General features: G+C 29.5%; 23 protein-coding genes and 1 tRNA gene. 18 read left to right on the forward strand and 6 right to left on the reverse strand.

All coding sequences use genetic code 11. The annotated features are described in order from the left end of the window. Positions 1–34 precede the first annotated feature (34 nt). The 10 genes from ABWP60_RS08040 (at position 35) to ABWP60_RS08085 (ending at position 8,034) form a co-directional block, all read left to right on the forward strand. On the forward strand, positions 35–850 hold the full coding sequence (locus ABWP60_RS08040; RefSeq protein ID WP_353151035.1) for a sensor histidine kinase: 816 nt from the start codon (positions 35–37) through the stop codon (positions 848–850). 54 nt (positions 851–904) lie between these two features. After that, positions 905–1,645 (forward strand): response regulator transcription factor, encoded by a 741-nt coding sequence (locus ABWP60_RS08045; protein WP_353151038.1) that lies wholly within the window; start codon positions 905–907, stop codon positions 1,643–1,645. A gap of 324 nt (positions 1,646–1,969) precedes the next feature. Further along, positions 1,970–2,329: a hypothetical protein gene (locus ABWP60_RS08050; RefSeq protein ID WP_353151040.1), complete on the forward strand. Its 360-nt coding sequence runs from the start codon at positions 1,970–1,972 to the stop codon at positions 2,327–2,329. A gap of 182 nt (positions 2,330–2,511) precedes the next feature. Continuing rightward, positions 2,512–3,843 (forward strand): hypothetical protein, encoded by a 1,332-nt coding sequence (locus ABWP60_RS08055; protein WP_353151043.1) that lies wholly within the window; start codon positions 2,512–2,514, stop codon positions 3,841–3,843. A gap of 117 nt (positions 3,844–3,960) precedes the next feature. Further along, positions 3,961–4,440 (forward strand): hypothetical protein, encoded by a 480-nt coding sequence (locus ABWP60_RS08060; protein WP_353151046.1) that lies wholly within the window; start codon positions 3,961–3,963, stop codon positions 4,438–4,440. 12 nt (positions 4,441–4,452) lie between these two features. After that, complete coding sequence (locus ABWP60_RS08065) at positions 4,453–4,941, forward strand: hypothetical protein (protein WP_353151049.1); 489 nt, start codon at positions 4,453–4,455, stop codon at positions 4,939–4,941. Between the two features lie 9 nt (positions 4,942–4,950). After that, a complete protein-coding gene (locus ABWP60_RS08070; RefSeq protein WP_353151052.1) occupies positions 4,951–5,919 on the forward strand; it encodes a DUF6175 family protein in 969 nt (322 codons plus the stop codon). A gap of 24 nt (positions 5,920–5,943) precedes the next feature. Beyond that, positions 5,944–6,915, forward strand: coding sequence for a hypothetical protein (locus tag ABWP60_RS08075; RefSeq protein WP_353151056.1), 972 nt, complete (start codon positions 5,944–5,946; stop codon positions 6,913–6,915). An 11-nt stretch (positions 6,916–6,926) separates the two neighbouring features. Beyond that, the gene (locus ABWP60_RS08080) at positions 6,927–7,544 is read left to right on the forward strand and encodes a hypothetical protein (RefSeq protein WP_353151059.1); all 618 of its coding nucleotides are present in this window, start codon (positions 6,927–6,929) and stop codon (positions 7,542–7,544) included. 142 nt (positions 7,545–7,686) lie between these two features. Continuing rightward, a complete protein-coding gene (locus ABWP60_RS08085) occupies positions 7,687–8,034 on the forward strand; it encodes a hypothetical protein (protein ID WP_353151062.1) in 348 nt (115 codons plus the stop codon). A 180-nt stretch (positions 8,035–8,214) separates the two neighbouring features. On the opposite strand, the gene ABWP60_RS08090 is transcribed toward ABWP60_RS08085, so the two are convergent. Next, a tRNA-Val gene (locus ABWP60_RS08090) sits at positions 8,215–8,292 on the reverse strand. Positions 8,293–8,371: 79 nt separating this feature from the next. Next, complete coding sequence (locus tag ABWP60_RS08095; protein ID WP_353151065.1) at positions 8,372–8,758, reverse strand: DUF4258 domain-containing protein; 387 nt, start codon at positions 8,756–8,758, stop codon at positions 8,372–8,374. 185 nt (positions 8,759–8,943) lie between these two features. Here ABWP60_RS08095 and ABWP60_RS08100 point away from each other — a divergent pair, with 185 nt between their 5' ends. Beyond that, positions 8,944–10,920: an alpha-ketoacid dehydrogenase subunit alpha/beta gene (locus tag ABWP60_RS08100; protein ID WP_353151067.1), complete on the forward strand. Its 1,977-nt coding sequence runs from the start codon at positions 8,944–8,946 to the stop codon at positions 10,918–10,920. Between the two features lie 40 nt (positions 10,921–10,960). Next, complete coding sequence (gene acs, locus ABWP60_RS08105; RefSeq protein ID WP_353151070.1) at positions 10,961–12,868, forward strand: acetate--CoA ligase; 1,908 nt, start codon at positions 10,961–10,963, stop codon at positions 12,866–12,868. Between the two features lie 57 nt (positions 12,869–12,925). Here acs and ABWP60_RS08110 read toward each other — a convergent pair whose 3' ends face one another. Together ABWP60_RS08110 and ABWP60_RS08115 are read right to left on the reverse strand one after the other, a co-directional pair. Beyond that, entirely contained in the window at positions 12,926–13,513 is a 588-nt protein-coding gene (locus tag ABWP60_RS08110) for a 3'-5' exonuclease (RefSeq protein ID WP_353151073.1), read from the reverse strand. Between the two features lie 5 nt (positions 13,514–13,518). Further along, on the reverse strand, positions 13,519–15,432 hold the full coding sequence (locus tag ABWP60_RS08115; RefSeq protein WP_353151076.1) for a DUF294 nucleotidyltransferase-like domain-containing protein: 1,914 nt from the start codon (positions 15,430–15,432) through the stop codon (positions 13,519–13,521). Positions 15,433–15,618: 186 nt separating this feature from the next. Between ABWP60_RS08115 and ABWP60_RS08120 the strand changes: the two genes are divergently transcribed. From ABWP60_RS08120 to ABWP60_RS08135, 4 genes are read left to right on the forward strand one after another with little or no spacing between them, the layout of a single operon-like run. Beyond that, positions 15,619–15,897 carry a DUF3817 domain-containing protein gene (locus ABWP60_RS08120; RefSeq protein ID WP_353151079.1) on the forward strand — a complete coding sequence of 93 codons (279 nt, stop codon included), beginning with the start codon at positions 15,619–15,621 and terminating at the stop codon, positions 15,895–15,897. Between the two features lie 49 nt (positions 15,898–15,946). Then, a complete protein-coding gene (locus ABWP60_RS08125) occupies positions 15,947–17,206 on the forward strand; it encodes a mechanosensitive ion channel family protein (RefSeq protein WP_353151081.1) in 1,260 nt (419 codons plus the stop codon). Positions 17,207–17,229: 23 nt separating this feature from the next. Further along, entirely contained in the window at positions 17,230–17,625 is a 396-nt protein-coding gene (locus ABWP60_RS08130) for a glyoxalase (protein WP_353151084.1), read from the forward strand. Positions 17,626–17,633: 8 nt separating this feature from the next. Next, a complete protein-coding gene (locus tag ABWP60_RS08135; protein ID WP_353151340.1) occupies positions 17,634–18,047 on the forward strand; it encodes a thiol-disulfide oxidoreductase DCC family protein in 414 nt (137 codons plus the stop codon). Between the two features lie 96 nt (positions 18,048–18,143). Here ABWP60_RS08135 and ABWP60_RS08140 read toward each other — a convergent pair whose 3' ends face one another. Both ABWP60_RS08140 and ABWP60_RS08145 read right to left on the reverse strand, forming a co-directional pair. Next, the gene (locus ABWP60_RS08140; RefSeq protein ID WP_353151087.1) at positions 18,144–19,688 is read right to left on the reverse strand and encodes a T9SS-dependent choice-of-anchor J family protein; all 1,545 of its coding nucleotides are present in this window, start codon (positions 19,686–19,688) and stop codon (positions 18,144–18,146) included. Positions 19,689–19,755: 67 nt separating this feature from the next. After that, the gene (locus tag ABWP60_RS08145) at positions 19,756–20,925 is read right to left on the reverse strand and encodes a proline dehydrogenase family protein (protein ID WP_353151090.1); all 1,170 of its coding nucleotides are present in this window, start codon (positions 20,923–20,925) and stop codon (positions 19,756–19,758) included. A 98-nt stretch (positions 20,926–21,023) separates the two neighbouring features. Here ABWP60_RS08145 and aroB point away from each other — a divergent pair, with 98 nt between their 5' ends. Further along, positions 21,024–22,094, forward strand: coding sequence for a 3-dehydroquinate synthase (gene aroB, locus ABWP60_RS08150; RefSeq protein WP_353151093.1), 1,071 nt, complete (start codon positions 21,024–21,026; stop codon positions 22,092–22,094). A gap of 97 nt (positions 22,095–22,191) precedes the next feature. Next, a complete protein-coding gene (locus tag ABWP60_RS08155) occupies positions 22,192–23,607 on the forward strand; it encodes a type III PLP-dependent enzyme domain-containing protein (protein ID WP_353151095.1) in 1,416 nt (471 codons plus the stop codon). Position 23,608 lies beyond the last annotated feature (1 nt).

The raw sequence follows: 23,608 nt of genomic DNA on the forward strand, positions 1-23,608 counted from the left end.
ACTTAAATTTGATAGCAAAGAGAAAAATTTGAGATTGAAAGAATTAACCTTACAGAAAAAGAATAAAGAATTAGCTTATAATATTCAACAAAATTATTTGATTTTTACATCCTCCATTTTATTACTAACACTTATTATTTTAATAATTTTAGTTTATTTTTATAGACGCAACAAAATTAAAAGCAAGCTTATTACATTTCAAAATAGCGAACTTGAAAAATTTTCTGAACAGATTAAAGAATCATTGATAGAGAAAAGTTTATTGTTAAAAGAAATTCATCACCGTGTTAAAAATAATTTGCAAATTATTATTAGTTTGCTAGGTCTAGAAGCAAAAGAAGGTAAAACCAAAAACATTACTGAGTTTTTAGAAGTTTCGGAAACTCGAATTCAAACAATAGCTTTGATACATCAAAGTTTATATGAGAATGACCAATTGAATAGAATTAATTTCAATCTTTATCTCGAACAATTAGTAAGTTTTTTAAAAGCTGCATTGAGCTCGGAAATGGATAATATTACTATTCAAATTGAAGTAGAAAATATTTTTTTGAATATTGAAACGGCAATTCCAATGGCTCTTATTGTCAATGAATTATTAACAAATACATTTAAATATGCATATCCTAACCAAGAAAAAGGAAAAGTAATAATAGCAATTGAGCAAATGTCAGAATACGAGTTTAAATTAACTTATTTTGACAATGGTATTGGTTTTCATGAAAATCAAGAAACTACTCAATCATTTGGAATGAATTTGGTAAAAATGTTAGCCAAACAATTAAAGGGAAATTTTGTTAAAGTTCGGTCAAAAGGCACTAAATACACTTTGGTTTTCAGAAATATTTAGCTTAAAAGTATTAGTTAGTCATTAAAGAATTAGTCAAAAAATAAGAAAATTTTTATGAAACATACTATTTTAATTGTTGAAGACGAATTTCTGATATCAAGAAACATAAGAAATATTTTACTAGAAGAAGATTATGATGTAATTGATAATGTTGAAAGTGTTGAACATGCGATAGAAGTACTTAACACTAAAAAAATAAGTTTAGTAATAATTGATATTAATCTCAAAAAAGACAAAGATGGAATTGATCTAGGAAATTATATAATAGCCAAAACGATCATTCCTTTTATTTATATTACTTCATATTCTGATAAAATCACCTTAGATAGGGCATATAAAACAAGGCCCCAGGGGTATTTAGTAAAACCGTTTAAAGCCATTGACATTAAAATTAATGTGTCTATAGTACTACATAATTATTATAAAAGAATAAATGAAGAACCCTACTTATTAGAAAATACTACTAATGAAGTACCGTTTTTTTTAAAGAAATCCATCGATTATATTAATGATAATATTGACAATCATATAAATATTAAAATTTTAGCTTCGCAAACACAATGGGGGTCTCAGCATTTTCAGCGGGTATTTACAAAGTATGTTGGACAAACGCCATTAAAATTTATTAACCAAAGAAAGATTGAAAAATGTAAAACTTTACTGATTGAAACCGCTATTCCAACTCGACAAATTAGTTATCAATTGGGTTTTTTGAGTCATGGAAATTTTTGTACTATATTTAAAAAGCTCACAGGAAAAACGCCAAATGAGTTTAGGAAAGCCTACAAATCTTAAAAAAGTGAACTAAATTTAATAAAGTTAAAATAATCTTATCAAAAAAATAATGACTTTTTTTTAAATATTTTTAGATAACTGATTAGTTTTTTCTTATAATTATTGTGTTTTCTTTTTTATTTTCCTCAAAACTTTAAAAAATATTAAAAAATTAACAATTATTTAATATTTGATTTAGGGCTATATTTTACTGATTTATATTGTAAATTATTTGATTTTTTTTAAAATTCACAGTATATAAAACGACAAATATTGACATTAATGATTGCAAATATGTTTTTTGTAATTTTTTTTTTCGTAAAATTGTATAAATAAAATACAAAAATGAAAAATTTATTGTCAATATTGTTTGTAATTTCTTCCACTTTTTCTGTTTTTTCTCAGACGGACATTACAGATTACTTAGAGGGTAGGAGTTTTAAAAATGAGCAAACAGGTTTAGTCGTGAAATATGGATATATATCCCAACTCAACACTAACGGAATTACGTTTATAAACTCATATGGTGACAAACACTATTTTATGAATTGCTCTACACAAAAATCTTCAGATAATCGTTATGCAGTTTTTACTAATTGTATGAATCCAGAATCTGGAAGCGGAGTTGGTAAAATTTTTGCCTACAGAAATAAAATTGTAATTGTAGCTTCTGATGGTGAAATGGTTTATGAACTAATGGATTAATAATAAGAATGAAAAAGTTATTAATTTATTACTCTATTTTCTCAGTTTCAAATTTAAAATAATATTTTTAGCGTTATTGATACCCCAAATCAACTAAAAATTATATACTTATTTAATTTCCAAAATGTTTCAATGGAGTCAGATACCATTTAAAAAAAAACGGATTTTATAGTAAAAAAAAAATGAGAAAAAAAATTATGCAAATTTGCTTTGTGATGTTAGGAACTGTATCGTTTTCACAAGCACAAGAAACCCCAGTGGATGTAAAGTATCGAAGAAGTTCTTTACATACAATGGTAGTTGAATCAGATAATTTTCCAAAAAAGGAGGTTGTTTTAAAAGCATTTAACGAATCACCATTTCCTGAAAAATACAATGAACATACTATTGGTGAAAAATCATTTGACCCTGCAAAATATACATTAACAGCTGAAGAGAAAGCTTCAATTTATAAGCCTTCAAAAATGGGAAAATTATTGTCTGCTGCTGCTGAAATTTCTATAGATTCAGTTAACAAAGAATTACCATTAAGAATTCAGAAATATTTAACTAAAGAAAGAATCGCTAATAAGCTTGTTGCTAAATGGTTTAATAGACAATCTGATGGAAGTTTTGATTGGAATTTAGTTGCAGATAGAGGGGTTTTTAATGCCTCATTTTTAGAAACTAAAAATGCTCAAAAATCTAGTGATGGTGAGGCATTATTAAAGACTGCAGGATTTGAATTAATTGGTAATACTTTTATCGTTATAAATAAATTTAAATTTTATGCAAATGAGCCAGTTGCTGCCGCTATTAGAGATGTTGCAAAGGCACAAATTATCAGCAATATGGCGGGTTCACCTCAATTTTTAATTGATAAAGCAAATAAAGGTTTAGATGCAGTTTATGAAAAAACAAAAGAAGGTTATTCAATTTTCGCAACGTCATTTCTTTATAAATTGGTTTGGAACGATACGATTTCAAATACTTTCTTTACTGAAATGTATATGGAAAAAGATAATTTAGATCCTAAGAAAAAAGAAGCGTTTGATAAAACAGATTTGTTTAAATTAGAGTTTGTAGGAGATGAAAGTGCTTCTGGTTTAGTTACTTTTTCTTTTAAAGAAAAGAGAACTGAAGAACAAGTAATTACATTGTCTACAAAAAGAATTATTGATAATGTTTATGCTAAACTTCAAAAAAAATATGATGTTTTTAAAACCAAAACTCCACTTTACACAGGTTATCCAATAACAGCCAAAATTGGAACAAAAGAAGGGTTAGAAGGAGGAGAGAAATTTGAAGTCCTTGAACAAAATATTGACGAGAAAACAGGAGTAGCTACTTATAAGAATATTGGAACTATTAAGGTTGATAAAGATTTAATTTGGGATAATTCGTATAACGATGGTTTAGGTCAAGTTGAAACTGCTTCAGAAGAAGGAAAAGATAAAAAGCAAGTAATAGACCGCACTACATTTGATGGTGGAAAGAAATTTTATTCTGGTTTATTAATTAGACAAATAAAATAATATAATATAATATAATATTAGTTTAAACCAATAAATTAACAAAAATCTTATTAAAATAAAATACTTATGAAAATAAATAATAGTTTTAAGAAAATTAGTTTTCTATTTATATCAATATTGTTTTACTCAATTGGTGTTAATGCACAAGCCAAAAGAAAAGCAGATAAAGATACAGAAGCTTGGCGATATGAAATAGAAGTTGTACAAACTGGTACTCAAGGTACTTATTTAGTTAAAGTATGGTCTTACTCCAAAAAACCTGATGTTGCAATTGAACAAGCGAAAAAGAATGCTGTTCATGGTGTTATTTTCAAAGGCTTTACTGGAACATCAACAGTATCAGGTCAAAAGCCTTTAACTAATAATGTTAATTTGGAAGAAGAAAAAGCAGATTTTTTCAAACCATTTTTCGCTGATGGTGGTAAATACATGAAGTTTGTTTCCATTACTAATGATGGTGCTGTTGCAGCAGAAGATAGAATGAAAATTGGTAAGGAATATAAAGTTGGTGTAGTGGTAGTTGTTAATGTTACTGCATTAAGAAAAGACTTAGAAGAAGCGGGAATTATAAAAGCTTTAGGAGCTGGTTTTAACTAATAATTATATTATATGTTACGAATTGTTTTTTTTACAATATTAAGTAGTTTGTTTTTATTAAGTTGTAAAACAGGTACTGATATCACAGCAAATTATACATTTAAAACAGAGTGTTTGGGTGTTGAAGGTGATGGGTCTCAAACATTAAGAGTTGGTGGTGTAGGCAGAAATAGAGCAGACGCTATTGAACAAGCCAAAAAAAATGGAGTTAGAGATGTACTTTTTAACGGAATTTTAAATGGAAAATTAGAATGTAATCCTGCTCCGGTATTACTAGAAGTAAATGTTTTGAGAAAGAATGAAGACTACTTCAATAAATTTTTTGAAGATGGAGGAGAATATCAAAAATTTATTTCTGCTAGAGATGGATCAGATTATCATTTTGAGGTAATTAATAACAGGGGTAAATCAGGTTCGCAAAAATCATATAGAATTATTATTCGTGTATTAAGATCAGAATTAAAAAAACAAATGATTAAAGACAAAATTTTAAATAACTAATATTAAAAAATGAAAACTAAATTAATTAAGATAATAATTTTAGCTATATCTTTAAATGGGATATGCTTTTCAGCTTTTTCTCAAGCTGTTAACAAACCATCCATCATGGTTTTTCCAGATGATGTATGGTTAAAGACAAATGGTTTTTTAACTGAAATAGATAATCAAGGTGTAAAAGTTGATGTACCTAATTATTCAAAGGCATTGTTGAACGTCGAGTTAAGTCAGGTAATAACTAAAATTGAAAAAATAATGTTGGACAGAGGTTATCCTTTGGAAAATCTTTCTCAAACACTAAAATCCATACAGGATGCAGAAGCTATTAAAAGTATGGAAACTAGTGAGGAAGGAAATAATGTTCAAGTAAGTCTTAAAGATAAATTACTTAACGCTGCAAGACCAGATTTAATTTTGTATGTTAGTTGGACAGTTAATACCGTAGGACCTAAAAAATCAGTTTATTTTTCAATGAAAGCAATGGATGCGGGTACAAATAAACCAGCTGGTGCTGCAGATGGAACAGGAAACGAATTAATTGGTGCTACTTTAGGTGTTATGTTAGAAACTGCAGTTTTATCGCACATTGATAATTTTAACGCTCAGTTAATGACTTATTTTGACGAGATGGTAAATAAAGGTAGAGAAATTTCAGTTGAAATTCAAGTATTTGAAAATTCGCCTAAAAAAATGAATACAGAAATCAATGATGACGGAGATGAATTGTCAGATGATATTCAAAAATGGGTTAAAGCTAATACAGTAAATGGCGCTGCAACCTTACAAACAAAATCATCAACTCTTATGAGATTTACCGGGGTAAGAATACCTTTAAGAGGAGAAGATGGTAGTTCATTTAATGCAGATGGTTTCGGTACAAAATTGAGAAAATATCTACGTAAAACCTATCAGTTGCCTTGTGCTTCTTATCCAGTTGGTACCGGTAAAACGGTTGTAGTTATTGGAGGAAAAAGTCAATAATATTAATTTTTAATTTTCAAAAAAATGAAATCAATACTAACTTTAAGTCTTATAGTTGCAATTAATTGTAACTTATTTGCTCAAAACACTTTAGGTAAAAGCGACGACGCTGCCAGAATTACTTTGGCAACTTTTGTTCCTAATCAAATTGAACAAATGCCTGAGGCGGCTCGTAGTAGTTTAGCCAATAAATTAAGCCAAATTGTTACACAAAATGGATTAGGAGGAAAATCTTCTAATGAAAGATTCATAATTACAGCAAATATTAATATTATCTCTAAAGAATTAACAGCTACTGCTCCACCATTACAGGCCTATGTTTTAGATGTTACTTTGTATATTGGAGATGGTATAAGTGGAACTAAATTTGCTAGTGTTTCAACTGAGGTGAAAGGAATTGGAGAATCTGAAACTAAAGCCTATATATCTGCGCTTAAGAATTTAAAAACAACTGATCCAAAATACCAATCATTTATTGAAAAAGGTAAAACAAAAATTATTGAATATTACAATAGTAAATGCGACTTTATTTTAAAAGAAGCTGAAATGCTTACAAGTAAAAATGAATTTGATGCTGCAATTGCAACTTTAACATCTATTCCAGAAGTTTGTAAAGTTTGTTACGATAAAGCAATGACTGCTGTTGCACCTATTTATCAAAAACAAATAGATCGTCAATGTAAAGCTAATTTAATGGAAGCTAAAAATGCTTGGAACCAAAGTCAAGATGCTTCTGGCGCCAGTACTGCAGCTAACTATTTAGGGCAAATTGATCCAAATGCATCTTGTTTTGCTGAAGCTCAAAATTTTTCAAATGCAATTGCAAAAAGAATTAAAGAAATTGATCAACGTGAGTGGAGTTTTAAAATGAAACAACAACAAGATAATGTTGATATTGAAAAAGCATCAATAAAAGCAATTAGGGATATTGGAGTTGCATATGGTAACGGACCAAAAGCCAATGTACTTCAGTATAATGTTTACGGATGGTGGTAAATAAAAAAAACATGAAAAAATATATTTATATAATAGCATTCTTTATATCATTTTCGGTAAATGCTCAAATTCAGAGGGCTATTGAAGGTAGTTCGGTAATTAGAAAAAATATTTTAGTTAATCAAGAATTTAATTTTTTTAGAGATTGGACTAATATTGCTTCCTTTAAATCGGGTTTAGGTGAAACCGTTAAATTGTATCCAATAGTTTTTTCTACACCAGATAAAAAAATTGTACTGCAAGGGTTGCAATTAGATGCCGAAGTTAAACCTCAGGAGTCAAGCATAACTACAACTCCAACTGTTACAAAAGGAATGCTAAAAAGAACTATTTTTATTGATAAAGATGATGTTATTGGAATGATAGCTTATATAGAAAGAGATATTGTGCCAAACTTGAAGACAACATATAAAAAACAGTCAAAGGAATATGTTTTTAAATCAAATGAAATGTTTTTTTCTTTTTTAATTGATGAAAAGGATTTAAGAATTACAATTCATATTGCAGATTATGGACCGTTGGGTGATAAGCCGGGTGGTGATCAAATCGAATTTTGGACAGAATCAAAAGTAGATGACATTCCAGTCTTGCTCAATACATTAAAAGTATTTGCAAAACAAATGAAATAAAAAACATTAGATATAATTTAAATACCTGTAAGTAATTGCAGGTATTTTTTTATATAGATTAGTTGACACATCACTAACTTTTTAACAATAATCTTACTAGCATGACGTTTTATATATATTAAAACAAAAAGAACCCGTTATAATGAAAATGAATTATTTTGATTATAGAAAACAAAAACGCGTGTTTACAGAAGAAAAAGCCTATTTAAAATGGGTTCCCGCTACACAAAACTTTGAAATTCTATTGGAATCGCAACATAAAAAGTTGTATGCCATTGCGATATTGAACCAATCTTTAAAAGTAATGTCTGAAGCATTTGCTGCAAAAGACAACCAAAAAGCATTAGTAGAAATTCAAAATACGATTTCTCAAATTAAAAATTTATATCCTGAAGCCAAAGATGCCGATGTTGAAAAATTAGTGGTAAGCGCCACAGATTATGCAGATGATTTGACGCAACTTATTAAAAATAAAAGAAATAAAAATTAATTATTTAAGTAGAGAAGCGAAAACTAATTGGTTCGATATTTCCAAAAAAATTCCAATTTGAAAATAAAAAAGTTCGAACCGCAGATATTAACCCTTTGTTTTTAAAAATATCCAGTATTAACAGTGCTTCGCAAAGGATAAAAAAAAGACAGATTCAAAAAAAATTGAATCTGTCCGGGATGGTGGGCAATGAGGGGTTCGAACCCCCGACCCCCTCGGTGTAAACGAGGTGCTCTGAACCAGCTGAGCTAATTGCCCCAATAAAATGCAATAATTAATCAATGCGTCTGCAAATATACACTCTAAATATAGATATCCAAGTTAAAATAAAAAATAATTAATTAAATTTTATATCCTCTAAAATGACTTTATTTGTTTCGTTTATAATAGTGAGTGTAACTTTTTTATTTTCAGCCAATTGAGATTCAATGATGTATTTTTTTCCATTTTTATAGGGAATGTTACTTTTTGAAAAATCTACATCTCCGTTAGAAATTGCTTCATCAATGGCTTTCATAGTAGTTGTTTTTTTAGCAAAGATACTATCAACTGCCGCTGAAGTTTTAAAGGGCTTACTTCTAATATCTTTAATCACACGACAATTTGGAAAATAACAAAAAGCTACGCCTCTTGAAGTTGCTTTTGCAGATAAAAATTCTCCAACAAAATAAAACCCAATTAATAATCCGAATAAATAAAAAGCTAATCTGTATCGTAAAGACATTATACTAAATTTTAATACGGCAAAGATAGTACTATAAAAAGGATTGTCAAAAAACTATTTTTTCTTATTTTGTTTGTAAGATATCACATTAAATAAAATAATTTTTCACAAATTATTATTCTAACATAATTCTTTTGAAATGTTATTTTTGTTACTTTTGAAGAAAATTTCATTTCAAATATATTATGATTTTTGATAGACAAAAAATATCCAACGAAACACTACTTCAATTATATAAAAAATTAGTTAAACCGAGATTAATCGAGGAGAAAATGCTAATTTTATTACGTCAAGGAAAAGTATCCAAATGGTTTTCAGGTATCGGACAAGAAGCCATTTCTGTTGGAATTACTTGTGCTTTAGATGCAGATGAGTACATTTTGCCAATGCATAGAAATTTAGGTGTATTTACCTCGCGTGACATTCCTTTACATCGATTATTTTCTCAGTGGCAAGGAAAAAAAACGGGTTTTACAAAAGGTAGAGACAGAAGTTTTCATTTCGGTACTCAAGAATATAAAATTATTGGAATGATTTCCCATTTGGGTCCGCAATTGGGTGTGGCAGACGGAATTGCTTTGGCAAATAAATTAAAACAAAATGGTAAAGTAACTGCTGTTTTTACTGGTGAAGGCGCTACTTCTGAAGGTGATTTTCATGAAGCATTAAATATTGCCGCAGTTTGGGATTTACCAGTATTGTTTGTTATTGAAAATAACGGATACGGACTTTCTACACCAACAAACGAACAGTATCGTTGTGAAAACTTAGCGGATAAAGGTATCGGTTACGGTATGGAAAGTCATATTATTGACGGGAATAATATTTTAGAAGTTTACCATAAAATTTCAGAATTAAAATCATCAATGATTGCCAATCCTCGTCCTGTTTTGTTAGAGTTTTTAACTTTCAGAATGCGAGGACACGAAGAGGCGAGTGGCACAAAATATGTCCCACAAGAATTAATGGATATTTGGGCAGAAAAAGATCCAATTGAAAATTACAGAAAATATTTAATCGCCACCGATGTTTTGTCTGAAACAGAAGATACTCAAATTCGAGAAGCTATTAAAGCAGAAATAGAGGAACATTGGGCAATTACTCAAGCAGCAGAAGAAGTGGTAGCTAATCTTGCAGAAGAATTAAATGATGTCTACGCGCCTTATACTCATGAAGAAATAAACCCATCGGAAGCATCAGAAAATATACGATTTATAGATGCAATTTCTCATTCGTTACGAGAATCAATGCAACGTCACCCAGATTTAGTAATAATGGGTCAAGATATTGCAGAATATGGCGGTGCATTTAAAATTACAGACGGTTTTGTAGCTGAATTTGGTAAAGAACGTGTGCGAAATACACCTATTTGTGAAAGTGCCGTAGTATCAACCGGAATGGGATTGTCCATAAACGGGTGTAAAGCTATTGTAGAAATGCAATTTGCAGATTTTGTTTCAACAGGATTTAATCCGATAGTAAATTTATTAGCTAAACAGCATTACCGTTGGAATGAAAAAGCCGATGTGGTGGTACGAATGCCTTGCGGTGGAGGCACTCAAGCAGGTCCTTTTCATTCGCAAACCAATGAAGCGTGGTTTACTAAAACACCTGGTTTAAAAGTGGTGTATCCGGCTTTTCCGTATGATGTAAAAGGTTTATTAAATACAGCCATTAACGATCCAAATCCAGTTTTGTTTTTTGAACACAAACAATTGTATAGAACTATTAATCAGGATGTTCCTACCGATTATTATACGATTCCTTTTGGAAAGGCTGCTTTGTTAAGAGAAGGTAATGACGTTACTGTTATTTCGTTTGGAGCAGGCGTGCATTGGGCGTTAGAAACATTGGCTAAAAATCCTGAAATTTCTGCAGATGTTTTAGATTTACGAACCTTACAACCTTTGGATATAGATACTATTTTTGCCTCAGTTAAGAAAACAGGTAAATGCATCATTTTGCAAGAAGATACTTTATTTGGGGGAATTTCAAGTGATATTTCAGCTTTAATTATGGAAAATTGTTTCGAATATTTAGATGCTCCCGTAAGACGAGTTGGAAGTTTAGAAACACCAATTCCATTTGTAAAAGCTATTGAAGATCAATATTTGCCAAAAGCACGTTTTGAAATAACTTTAAAAGAATTGATAGCTTTTTAATACTAAACTTTGGCTGTTGAAACCAAATAACAAACAAATTATGAGTTATTATAAAATTACGGATTTAGAAAATTACTTTAAAATGTACAAAAAATCAGTACGCGAACCAAGAAAATTTTGGGATCGTATTGCTGATGAAAACTTTACTTGGTATCAAAAATGGGATAAAGTTTTTGATGTAGACATGCAAGAAGCCAATTTTAAATGGTTTTTAAATGCAAAAGTAAACATTACTAAAAATTGTATCGACAGACATTTAGCCAAACGTGGCGATAAAACAGCCATTATTTTTGAACCAAACGATCCAAAAGAAGCTGCATTACATATAACTTATAAAGAATTATATGAGCGCGTTTCTAAAATGGCAAATGTATTACGGGAACAAGGCATAAATAAAGGCGATAGAGTTTGTATATATTTACCAATGATTCCAGAATTAGCTGTTGCTGTTTTAGCTTGTGCGCGAATTGGAGCCATTCACTCGGTAGTATTTGCTGGATTTTCAGCTTCAGCTGTAGCGGCAAGAATTAACGATTCGGAATGTAAAATGGTAATAACTGCTGATGGTGGATTTAGAGGTAATAAATCAATTGATTTAAAAGGAATCGTAGATGAAGCATTAGAAAAATGTCCATGTGTTGAAACTGTTTTAGTAGTAAAAAGAACACATACTTCTGTAAACATGAAAGAAGGTCGTGACGTTTGGTTACAACCACTTTTAGATGCTGCTTTAGGAAATAATGTAGCTGAGATTATGGATGCCGAAGATCCTTTATTCATCCTATATACCTCAGGTTCTACCGGAAAACCAAAAGGAATGTTACATACAACAGCAGGTTATATGGTTTACACCGCTTATACGTTTAAAAATGTTTTCAATTATGAAGAAAATGACGTGTTTTGGTGTACCGCTGATATTGGTTGGATTACAGGGCATTCCTATATATTATATGGTCCGTTATTAAATGGAGCTACAACAGTACTTTTCGAAGGGGTACCTTCTTATCCAGATTTTAGTCGCTTTTGGGAAGTAATTGAAAAACATCAAGTCAATCAATTTTACACGGCACCAACTGCCATTCGTGCTTTAGCCAAAGAGAATTTAAACTATGTTCAAAAATTTCCATTACGTTCTTTAAAAGTGATTGGATCTGTTGGAGAACCAATTAATGAAGAAGCTTGGCATTGGTATAACGACCACGTAGGAGGGAAGCGTTGCCCATTAGTAGACACTTGGTGGCAAACTGAAACAGGTGGAATTATGATATCGCCAATACCTTTCGTAACACCAACAAAACCAACCTATGCGTCTTTACCATTACCAGGAATTCAACCGGTTTTAATGGACGAATTAAGAAACGAAATTGAAGGAAATCAAGTAACAGGTAGCTTATGTATTAAATTTCCTTGGCCGTCAATGGCAAGAACTATTTGGGGCGATCACCAACGTTATAAAGAAACCTATTTTACAGCCTTCCCAGGTAAATATTTCACTGGAGACGGTGCTTTACGTGATGAAGTTGGATATTACAGAATAACGGGTAGAGTAGATGATGTAATTATTGTTTCAGGACATAATTTAGGTACAGCACCAATTGAAGATGCTATTAATGAGCATCCAGCAGTGGCAGAAAGTGCTATTGTAGGATTCCCTCACGATATTAAAGGAAATGCGTTATATGGTTTTGTAATTTTGAAAGAAACAGGAGAAACCAGAAATCAGGATAACTTAAGAAAAGAAATCAACCAATTAATTTCAGACCAAGTAGGACCGATTGCTAAATTAGATAAAATTCAATTTGTTTCGGGTTTGCCAAAAACACGTTCTGGAAAAATTATGAGACGTATTTTAAGAAAAATTGCTGAAGGTGATTTCTCTAATTTTGGAGACATTTCTACGTTATTAAACCCTGAAATCGTTGAAGAAATTAAAAACGAAAAAATATAGTTAACATAAAGTAATATAAAAGAGGTACTAGTTAGTGCCTCTTTTTTTTTATTGAATCTATTTAATTCCTAATTTACTTTTAAGTTTTAAAAATAATATAGCAATTGAATAAGCATCATCGGCTACAGAATTTCTATTACTTATAGCCATATTTAAAGATTTGCTCATCTCTTCTAATGCGTATTTTTTTTCGTTTGTATCTGCAATTTTATTAAACATTGCTTCAATATCATAGACCTCATTTTTTACTTTCCCTAATTTCAAACGACTTAAAGCATAATTTAGCATTTCGATATCAAAATCTATTCTATGTCCAATTAAAATCGAGTTTCCAATGTAATTAATAAGTGTTTCAATTGCAATATCTTCAGCTACTTTTTCCACTTTACTAACCGTAATAAATTCATTGTCTAAACTTGAATCTAGTGGTTTGTTATGTTGAACAAATATTTCAAATGAATCTTTTAATAAAATTCTATTTTCAACTACAGATGTGGCTGCAATAGACATTATCACATCTTTTTCTGTATCTAAACCAGATGTTTCTATACTAATAACAACGTATTTAGTAGCTGGATTTTTAAAAGATTCAGAATATTTTTTCCAAAATTCAGGATATTCTTTATGAAATAATTTTGATAACATATGTTTTATGAAAATTGGGTTAATTTATATTTTGCCTTAATTAAATCTATAACATCTTCAATTTCTAGTAAGGCTTTTTTCATTTCCTCTTTATCAATTTTAGATAGTTTTTTTGGATCAATAAAAGCACCATCATTATCATTAATTATACCTTCATTTGCTCTTAATTCTTGCAGTTTTATGTAGTTTTCAGCAAAATCTAGGTACTTTTCAGCGTTTTTTGTATCAATTATCGCCATTTGCTTAAATCGTAAAAAAGTATTATTTATACCCTTTAAGTTGTGACTTAATGCAAAAATTCGTGCCGCATCAATGTAAAATTGCAACCCTTTTTCTTTTAAATTAAATAGTTCTTTATGTTTTCCGTTTTCTTCAACAGCAAATTTCTTGAAAAAAGTTAAAGCAGGAGGAAGCCTAAGTAATTGATTACCAATGTAATCAAAAAACAAAGTATTGTTGGATAAACTCTGATGAATCGCTATTTCTAACGAATCTTTAATTTTTGTTTCACCATAAATATATTCGAAATCAAAGAAAATCCCATTAAAATTCGACATGTTTTCCCCTGGCGATTTTATACAATTGGTATAAATAGTTGTAAAATCTGATAACGATTTGCACCAATTTATATTACTAGCTAAATGTTCATGAGGGCAAGGTTTATAACCTAAGATTTCCATGTTTGAAATGACTAATTTTGCTAATTGCACAAAGTAAAATTTTACATCACGATGTTTTTCAGCAGCCACATTTTCAAAAACAATTAGATTGTCTTGATCACTTAAAACTAATTGTTCTTTTCGAGCTTGACTTCCTAGAGAAAGCCAAACAAAACGAGCAGGAGGTGAGCCCATTTTTTCAATAGATAATTTTATACATTGTTGAATAATGGCATGTAAAACCCCTCCAACGGTGTTGTTTATATGAAAAATAGGGATGCTTTTGGTAAACGAATTCTGAATTACAAATAAATACTTGGAATGCACATATTTTAATTCCTCAAAATTTTTAGAATTTCTAATTTCATCAAGTAAAACGCCTGGATTGTTTGATTGCGATTTTATAATATCTCGTTCCGAAATAATACCTTTTATACGAGTGTTTTCTGTACCATCTTCGGTAACACACAAATAATTGGTTTCATTTTTCAAAAGTAATAATTGTGCTTCTGCAACAGATATAGTTTCTTCGACAATCGAAACGTTTTGTTGCATTAATGTGGTGCAATCAGCATCTAAATTTATATTTCCAAACGCTATTTTTTTTCTAAAATCAGCATCTGTAATTAAACCAATTATTCGTGCATTATTTGTAACAATTGCGTAGGATTTATTGGTGTCAATCATTTTCTTCGCCACATTAGAAATACTGGTATGCGTTGGAGTTACAAGTGGATTTTTGTCAAAATCTAGTTCCTGAAAATAAGAAAAATCAGTCAACTCTTTATCAGAACTGGCTTCAGAAATAGCTTTAAGATTTTGATAATTTTCACCGTTTGATTTGGTTTGTTCGGAGAAACTCTCCAAAAAGTAATCCATTACGCTGGTGTATTTTGCCAAAAGTGGTTTAAATAAAATAATAGGAATAGCATAAACTACAGCATCTTCATTTGCTATAGAATTTAAAGAATAATTATTTTTAGCAAAAAATGGTCTTAATCCAAAAATAGATCCCACATAACATTTAGATACTAAAGTTTCTTGAGCATCAATAATTTTTGTTAAATGAATTATTCCAGAATGTACTATGTAAAAATTAGGATGCAATTCATCATTTATTTTAAATAATCGTTTGGATTTTTCCAAATAAATAATTTCACTTTGTGAAGCAATAGTATATAAGTCTTCGTAAGCCACATTTTTAAATGGCTCATAAAGTTTTAAAAAATCTACAATATTTTCTGCAAAAGTATTCTTCATGAGTTGGAGTAGTAAATACATTTCAAATTTAAACAAATTATTCTATTATTAGTTCTCCTTTTTAAAATATTCTATTTTACATAATGTATATTATAATTCATTAAATAATATTTAAAAATATCTTAAATTGGATGTTTATTGGTAAACATTATTTAGTTTTGTAGCAAATATTAAATAAACGCAACTATGTTAAACTGGTTTAAAAAAATAGCACTACTTGAAGGAATTTCTTTTTTAGTTTTAATTTTTAATATGTTGGTTTTAAAACCAAATTATTTTGATACATATAAATTGATTTTAAAACCATTCGGAATGCTTCATGGTATTTTATTTATTTTGTACATTATACTAGCATTTTTATTGAAAGCTGAGAAAAACTGGAAATTAAAAGATTTTAGTATCATTATACTTGCCTCTTTTATTCCGTTTGGAACATTTTGGGTAGATAAAAAATATTTAAATTAAAACGCTTAAAATTCGCATATTCTAAAATAAAAAATAATTTTTTTCATTTATGAAAGTTTTCGACCTTATAAAGCCATTCTTAAAGCAACTAGATTTTGGTGCAGATTTTACCTTATATGGAAATTTGTTCGTCAATTTGTTAGTTTTAATGATTTTGGCTTATGCTATTGATTTTTTAGCAAAAAAAATATTAATAATTGGTTTGGCTATTGTGGCAACCTACACAAAATCTACATTTGATGATTTTTTAGTAGCCAATAAAACAGCTAAATATATTGCCCACTTAGTACCACTATATTTTATAAGTATAAAAATTCCAATAGTTTTAGATGATTTTGTGTATTGGGAAAATTTATTTGGAAAAAGTGTGAAAATATTCATTATTATTTTATCGCTTTTCATTGTTCGAAGTGTCTTTAATTCGTTGAAAGATTATTTAAAAACATTACCAAAATATAATGATAAACCAATAGATAGCTACATTCAAGTAATTATGATTGTATTATGGATTTATGCTTTATTATCTATAATTTTATTGCTTTTTGATACTAAAAAAAGTTCGTTATTAACTGCTTTTGGTTCCATTTCGGCGTTAATAATTTTAGTTTTCAGAGATACTATTTTAGGTTTTGTAGCCAGTATTCAAGTTACAGTTAATGATATGGTTCGCATCGGAGATTGGATAACTGTTGATAAATTCGGTGCAGATGGCGAAGTAGAAGAAATTAATTTAGCAACGGTTAAAGTCAGAAATTTTGACAATACCACTTCCACTATTCCAACCTATAGTTTAATTTCAGACAGTTTTAGAAATTGGCGTGGTATGATTAATTCTGATGGTAGAAGAATTAAACGACATATTTTAATTAAAGGCGCTACTGTTCGTTTTGTTAAAGATGAAGAATTAGAATCGTTTAAAAGAATCCAGTTTGTTACCAATTATATTGATAAAAAAAAATTAGATATTAATAAATTTAATCTAGCGAATAATATCGACAAAACATTAAATGTAAATGGTAGAAATATGACAAACTTAGGTTTGTTTCGAAAATACATTCAAAAATATATTGAAACACATCCAGGAATTAATAAAGATATGCATTTGTTGGTCAGACATTTACAGCCAACAGATAAAGGTATCCCATTAGAAATTTATTGTTTTAGTAAAGATAAAAAATGGGAAAATTATGAATATATTATGGCAGATATTTTTGATCACATTATCGCTTCTATTCCTTATTTTGATTTAGAATTATTTGAAGTACAACATGTTAAATCTGAAAAATTAAATTTATTAAATATAGATTAATAAGTAATTTAAAAACAATTCAAATGTCGACTAGAAACGAACTATTATCCGCTATTAAATCCGAAAAATTAGGTGTTGATTTTTTAGATACTTTAACTGAAGAAGCATTTCAGAACAATACCTTACGGCCTATTTTAAAATTTCAAAACGAGTTGCTTTTGCAAGTCTTTATTAATTATGCCGTCAAACAAAAAGGAATATTCTTTACACTTTCTCCAGACAAAAAGGAAAAATACATAGAAAATGTAATTCAAAAAGATATAAAATTTAGAAACGCTTTGAAAGGTATAATAATTGGTTTATTTACAATTGAAGATTACGCTTTATATATAAAAAATTCTTCTAATTTAAATAAACGGATGATGACATTATTAATCGAAAGATATAGAAGTCAAATTCAATTACTAGTTGACGAGTAATGGATTTCATCAATCACCTACCTCAAGATAAAAAAATCATACTTTTTGATGGTGTTTGTAATTATTGTAACGACAAGGTCAATTTTATAATAAAATACGATACAAACGATACTTTTAGATTTGTGGCCATACAAAGTGAAACCGGACAAAAAATAATTACTTATTTAGGTATTGATCCTGCATTGGATAGTATCATTCTTTATGAACCTGGTTATGCGTATTTTATAAAATCAGAAGCCGTTTTTAGGATTGTTAAGAGTCTATCATTTCCAATTAAATTGTTATTGGTTTTTAATTTTATTCCGTTAGGTGTTAAGAATCTGCTTTATGATTACATTGCCAAAAACAGATATAAATGGTATGGAAAAAAAGAGAGTTGTTTACTGCCCTCTGAAGCTATAAATTTTAAATTTTTAAAGTAGTATTTAAAATTAAATAAAAAGCATGCAGTTTTTTTTTAAAATAAAAAAACGACCAGTATAATCTGGTCGTTTAATTTTTTACTTATAAATGAAATATTATTCTTTAACAAATTTCTTAGTTGATTTACCTTCAGTTGATTCTATTGTAACAAAATAGACACCTGCATTCAAATCTGAAACATTTATAGTAGTATTACCATTTACATTTTTAATAACTCGACCATTAAGATCAGTAATAGAAATGTTATTGATTTCAATATTATTAGTATTTGAAATGTTTAATACGCTAGATGCAGGATTTGGATAGATATCAAAATTATTCATAGTAAAACTTTCATTTGAAAGAAGTGAAGTTAAACTAAATGTATCTAAACCTAATGAAACAGCCCCAGCTACTCCTGGAGTAAAATGATGAAAACCGAAATAATAAGTACCTGAAGAAGTAGGTGTATAATTAACGGTATATTCAGTCCAAGCTGCATTTGCAAAAGTTGATGATGACCATAATGTATTAGTTTGACTTGCAACAACTGGTTGATTTCCAACTGTCATTTTAATACTTTGAGCGTTTGTGGTTGCTGTAAACCTTCTCAAATAGAATTTAATTACATTATTTGAATTTGCTTCTAAATATATTGGTCTAGAAAAAAGCCATCTATTTGTAGCTGTGCCAACTGTAGTACTAGAATTTGAGAATACCATTTGAGTTCCAGCTTGAGGATTTCCAGCAGTATTATTTGATGACCATCCACCAGACCAACCATCAGTTGAATATCCATTTGTATTGTCAAAACCATAATTATATGATGGTGCACCAGCAACAGCAGTAAATAACGAATATGGTCCAATCCAACCACTTCTATTTGTTCCAGATTTACTTCTTACAAAATATTGGTAACGTGTATTAGCAGTTAATGAACTCATTGTAACAGAGTTAGCAGCAACTGTATTTGTTACTGTTGGTGTGTGACCAGGTGAACCCCAAGAATAATCATATTCAGTAATTCCACCAGTCGCTGCAGTCCAATTAAAAGTTCCGCTAGTTAATCCAATATTTGAATTTGTCATCAACCTAGCAGGTGCAGGGCAAGTTCCGCTTACTACATACACATTATCAACCTCTAGTAAAAACATGTCATTAGAGAAATTTTGAAAAGCAATATAAATGGTTTGTCCCGCAAATGACGATAAGTCCAAACTTTTATTTTGCCAAGTAATAGATTCTCCAGTAATTGTACCATCTCCTACAGTAACTAATGGTGTAGTAAAATTTGATGGATTATTTCCTGTAGTAGAAACATAAACTTTGTACGAATCAGGGTAGGTTACATCATATGCTCTAGCTTGCCAATATAAAGTTGAACTTCCAGAAGGCAAAGTGATAGCTGGACTTACCATCCAATCATTAGAAGCGCCGGCAGGTGTATACCAAGATGTACTTAACGCTACATTGTTGTCAAATTCTGATAACGATTGAACCCATGCCCCGTTTACAAAACTAACGGCTGCATTTGGAGTTAAATTATCCTCATTATAAAGAGTCCATTGTGAAAGTGGACCATTTACAGTTTCAAATCCAGATTGAAAAATCTGAGCAGTTGATAAAAAAGGAATTAATAATAATAGTAAAGATTTTTTCATATAAATAATTTTTAAAATTCATTCAAATCTAGGAATTCTTTTATAAAAAAGAAAATTTTTAACTTTTTTATTTCAATTTTCTTCTATTTCGTTCCGAAATTATCAAAGTTAGTTCTCTACCTGTTTGACCCGCAACAGATGTGTTTTCTTGTGCCCGTCTTATTAAATATGGCATTACATCTCTAACAGGTCCAAAGGGTAAGTATTTAGCAACATTATAATTATTGGCTGCTAAATTATAACTAATATTATCGCTCATGCCATATAATTGGCCAAACCAAATTCGAGAATCGTTATTTGAAATGCCTTTTTCTTTCATTAAATTTATTAGTAAATACGAACTTTCTTCATTGTGAGTGCCCGAAAAAACAGCCATTTCAGTAATATTATCCAACATATAGTTTAATCCATCATTAAAATTAATGTCAGTAGCTTGTTTCGATTCGCAAATTGGATTTTTATACCCTTTTTCTAACGCACGGTTGGCTTCTTTTTCCATGTAAGCACCACGAACTAATTTCATGCCAATATGATACCCTTTTTCTTTTGCTCTTTGATGAAGTGCTTTTAAATAGGGCACCCTGTCCCATCGGTATAATTGTAAGGTGTTGAAAATAATTGCTTTTTTGGTGTTGAATTTTTCCATCATGCGTTCCACTACTTCATCTGCAGCATCTTGCATCCAAGATTCCTCACCGTCTATTAATAGTTGAACGTCATTATCAAAGGCGTATTGACAAATTTTTTCAAATCGTGCCACTACTCTATTCCATTCTTCTTGTTCTTTAGTACTTAATGTTGCTTTTACGCCTACTTTTTCGTACAAATCAATTCTTCCCAAACCGGTAGGTTTAAAAACAGCGAACGGAATGGCTTTGTTTTCTTTAGCAAAATCAATGGTTTTTATTGTCATTTTTAAACAGGCGTCAAATTGCGCCTCTTCTTCTTTACCTTCTACGGAATAATCTAAAACAGAGGAAACGCCTTTAGTATGCATTTTTGCCACCACTTGTAAACAATCTTGTTCGCTAACGCCACCACAAAAATGATCAAATACGGTTTTTCTTATGATGCCTTCAACTGGTAAATGAAATTTCAAAGCAAAATTAGTTAAGGAAGTCCCTATTTTTACCAATGCTGGTTTCCCAATCATTTGAAATAAAAAGTGCGCTCTGTTTAATTCAGAGTTAGATTTAAGCGAAAATGCTTTTTCTGTATTGTTAAATATTTTATCCATTATTATTAAATACATATTAAGGAATGCAAATATACTTATTGAACGAATGATTTCTCATATTTTTTAATTTATTTTGTAACGAATTTATAAAAAAATCAATGACACCTATTCAATCTAATACATATACCATTTATTTTAACGAAACCAGTTTTTTGTATTTAGAAAATCTGTTGCAACCCGATGTATATTCTAAAATTTTTGTTTTAGTAGATGAAAATACAAATGAACATTGTTTGCCTTACTTTTTGTCTAATTTACCTACAGAAATTGAGATTGAAATTATTGAAATTGAAGACGGTGAAGAAAACAAAAACATGTACACCTGTATAGATTTATGGCACACGTTAATAGATTTAGATGCGGATAGAAAAAGCATACTATTAAATTTAGGTGGTGGCGTGATTACAGATATTGGTGGCTTTGTGGCCAGCACGTTTAAAAGAGGTATTGATTTTATTAATATTCCTACGACACTTTTGGCAATGGTAGATGCCTCGATTGGTGGAAAAAATGGAGTAGATTTAGGAAATCTTAAAAATCAAATTGGTGTAATAAACGAACCTAAATCTGTTGTGATTCTTTCAAAGTTTTTAGAAACGTTGCCGTCAAATCAAATGCGTTCTGGATTGGCTGAAATGCTAAAGCATGGTTTAATTTACGATAAGTTATATTGGAATAAATTAAAAAACTTAAATGACTTAAATACAGATGATTTAGATATTTTAATAAAACAATCAATTGAAATAAAAAACGAAATTGTTTCTCAAGATTTAAAAGAAAACGGGATAAGAAAAGCATTGAATTTTGGACATACTTTAGGACATGCTATTGAAAGTTATTGCTTAGAATCCGATAATAAAAAACAATTACTTCATGGCGAAGCTATTGCTGTTGGTATGATTTTAGAAAGTTTCATATCTTATAAGTTAGATTTTATTTCTAAAGAAAGTTACGCAGAGATAAAATACATTATTACAGATGTTTTTGAAAAAATTGTTTTTGATGAAGCCGACATCCAAAATATTATGAATTTGTTGATTTTCGACAAAAAAAATGAGTTTGGAAACGTACAATATACTTTGTTAAATAAAATTGGTGAAAGTAAAATCAATCAAATAGTTGATGAATCACTTATTTTATTAGCCTTTGAAGATTATTTGAAGAATTAATTTTTTTTTCATTTACTTCTTTTTTTAGTAATATTATTTTTACTTTTGCTCAACAAAAATGGCACATATTTCAATTAATTAATTTAGTAGTAGTCAAATGAATACAAAATATTCCGACCTTATCAATCAAACTTTCTATTTTCCACAGGAAGAATTTACTTTGAATAAAGATAATTTGCATTTTCATGGTATTGATTTGATGAAATTAGTAGAACAATATGGTACGCCATTGAAATTTACGTATTTACCAAAAATTTCTCAAAACATTAATAGAGCTAAAATGTGGTTCAGAAATGCTATGGAAAAGCATGGATATGAAGCCAAATATTTTTATTGCTATTGTACTAAAAGTTCTCATTTTGAATTCATTTTAAATGAAGCTCTAAAAAACAATATTCATATTGAAACGTCTTCTGCTTTTGATATTAATATCGTTGAGAACCTAATGGAACAGGGTAAAATAAACAAAAATTCGTTTATAGTTTGTAATGGTTTTAAACGCGACCAATATGTAACAAATATTGCTCGTTTAATTAACAATGGTCATAAAAACACCATTCCTGTTATTGACAACTTTGAAGAGTTAGATTTACTTCAAGAACAAATAGAAGGAAAATTTAAAATCGGAATTAGAATTGCTGCCGAGGAAGAACCAAAATTCGAATTTTATACTTCACGTTTAGGAATTGGATACAAAGATATTTTACCATTTTATAGAAAGCAAATTGCAGATAATAAAAAGGTAGAACTTAAAATGCTTCACTTTTTCATTAATGCCGGTATTAATGATACAGCCTATTATTGGAACGAATTGGTAAAGTGTTTAAAAGTATATATTGCGCTAAAAAAAGAATGTCCTTCTTTGGATAGTTTAAATATTGGAGGTGGTTTTCCTATCAAAAATTCACTTGCTTTTGAATATGATTATCAATATATGGTTGATGAAATATTGAATCAAATAAAAATTGCTTGTGATGACGCGGAAATTGATGTTCCTCATATTTTTACGGAATTTGGTTCTTTCACAGTTGGCGAAGCTGGTGGCGTATTATACCAAGTTTTATATCAAAAGAAACAAAATGATAGAGAGAATTGGAACATGATTGACTCATCTTTTATTACAACTTTACCGGATACTTGGGCTATAAATAAACGATTTGTAATGTTAGCTGTCAATCGTTGGAATGATATTTATGAGCGGGTGCTTTTAGGTGGTTTAACTTGTGATGGTGATGATTATTACAATTCAGAACAACACATGAACGCCGTATATTTACCTAAATACAATAAAGAAAAACCATTGTATATTGGCTTTTTTAATACAGGTGCTTACCAAGAAACGATTGGTGGTTATGGCGGATTAAGTCACTGTATTTTACCACAACCCAAACACATATTAATTGATAAAGACAAAAACGGAATTTTTGCAACCGAAGTCTTTTCTGAACAACAAAATGCTGAACAAGTCTTAGAAATTTTAGGATATAACAAAAACAAGAACGAAAATAAATAAC

This window comes from Flavobacterium sp. (genome assembly GCF_040402895.1).
Lineage (GTDB): Bacteria > Bacteroidota > Bacteroidia > Flavobacteriales > Flavobacteriaceae > Flavobacterium.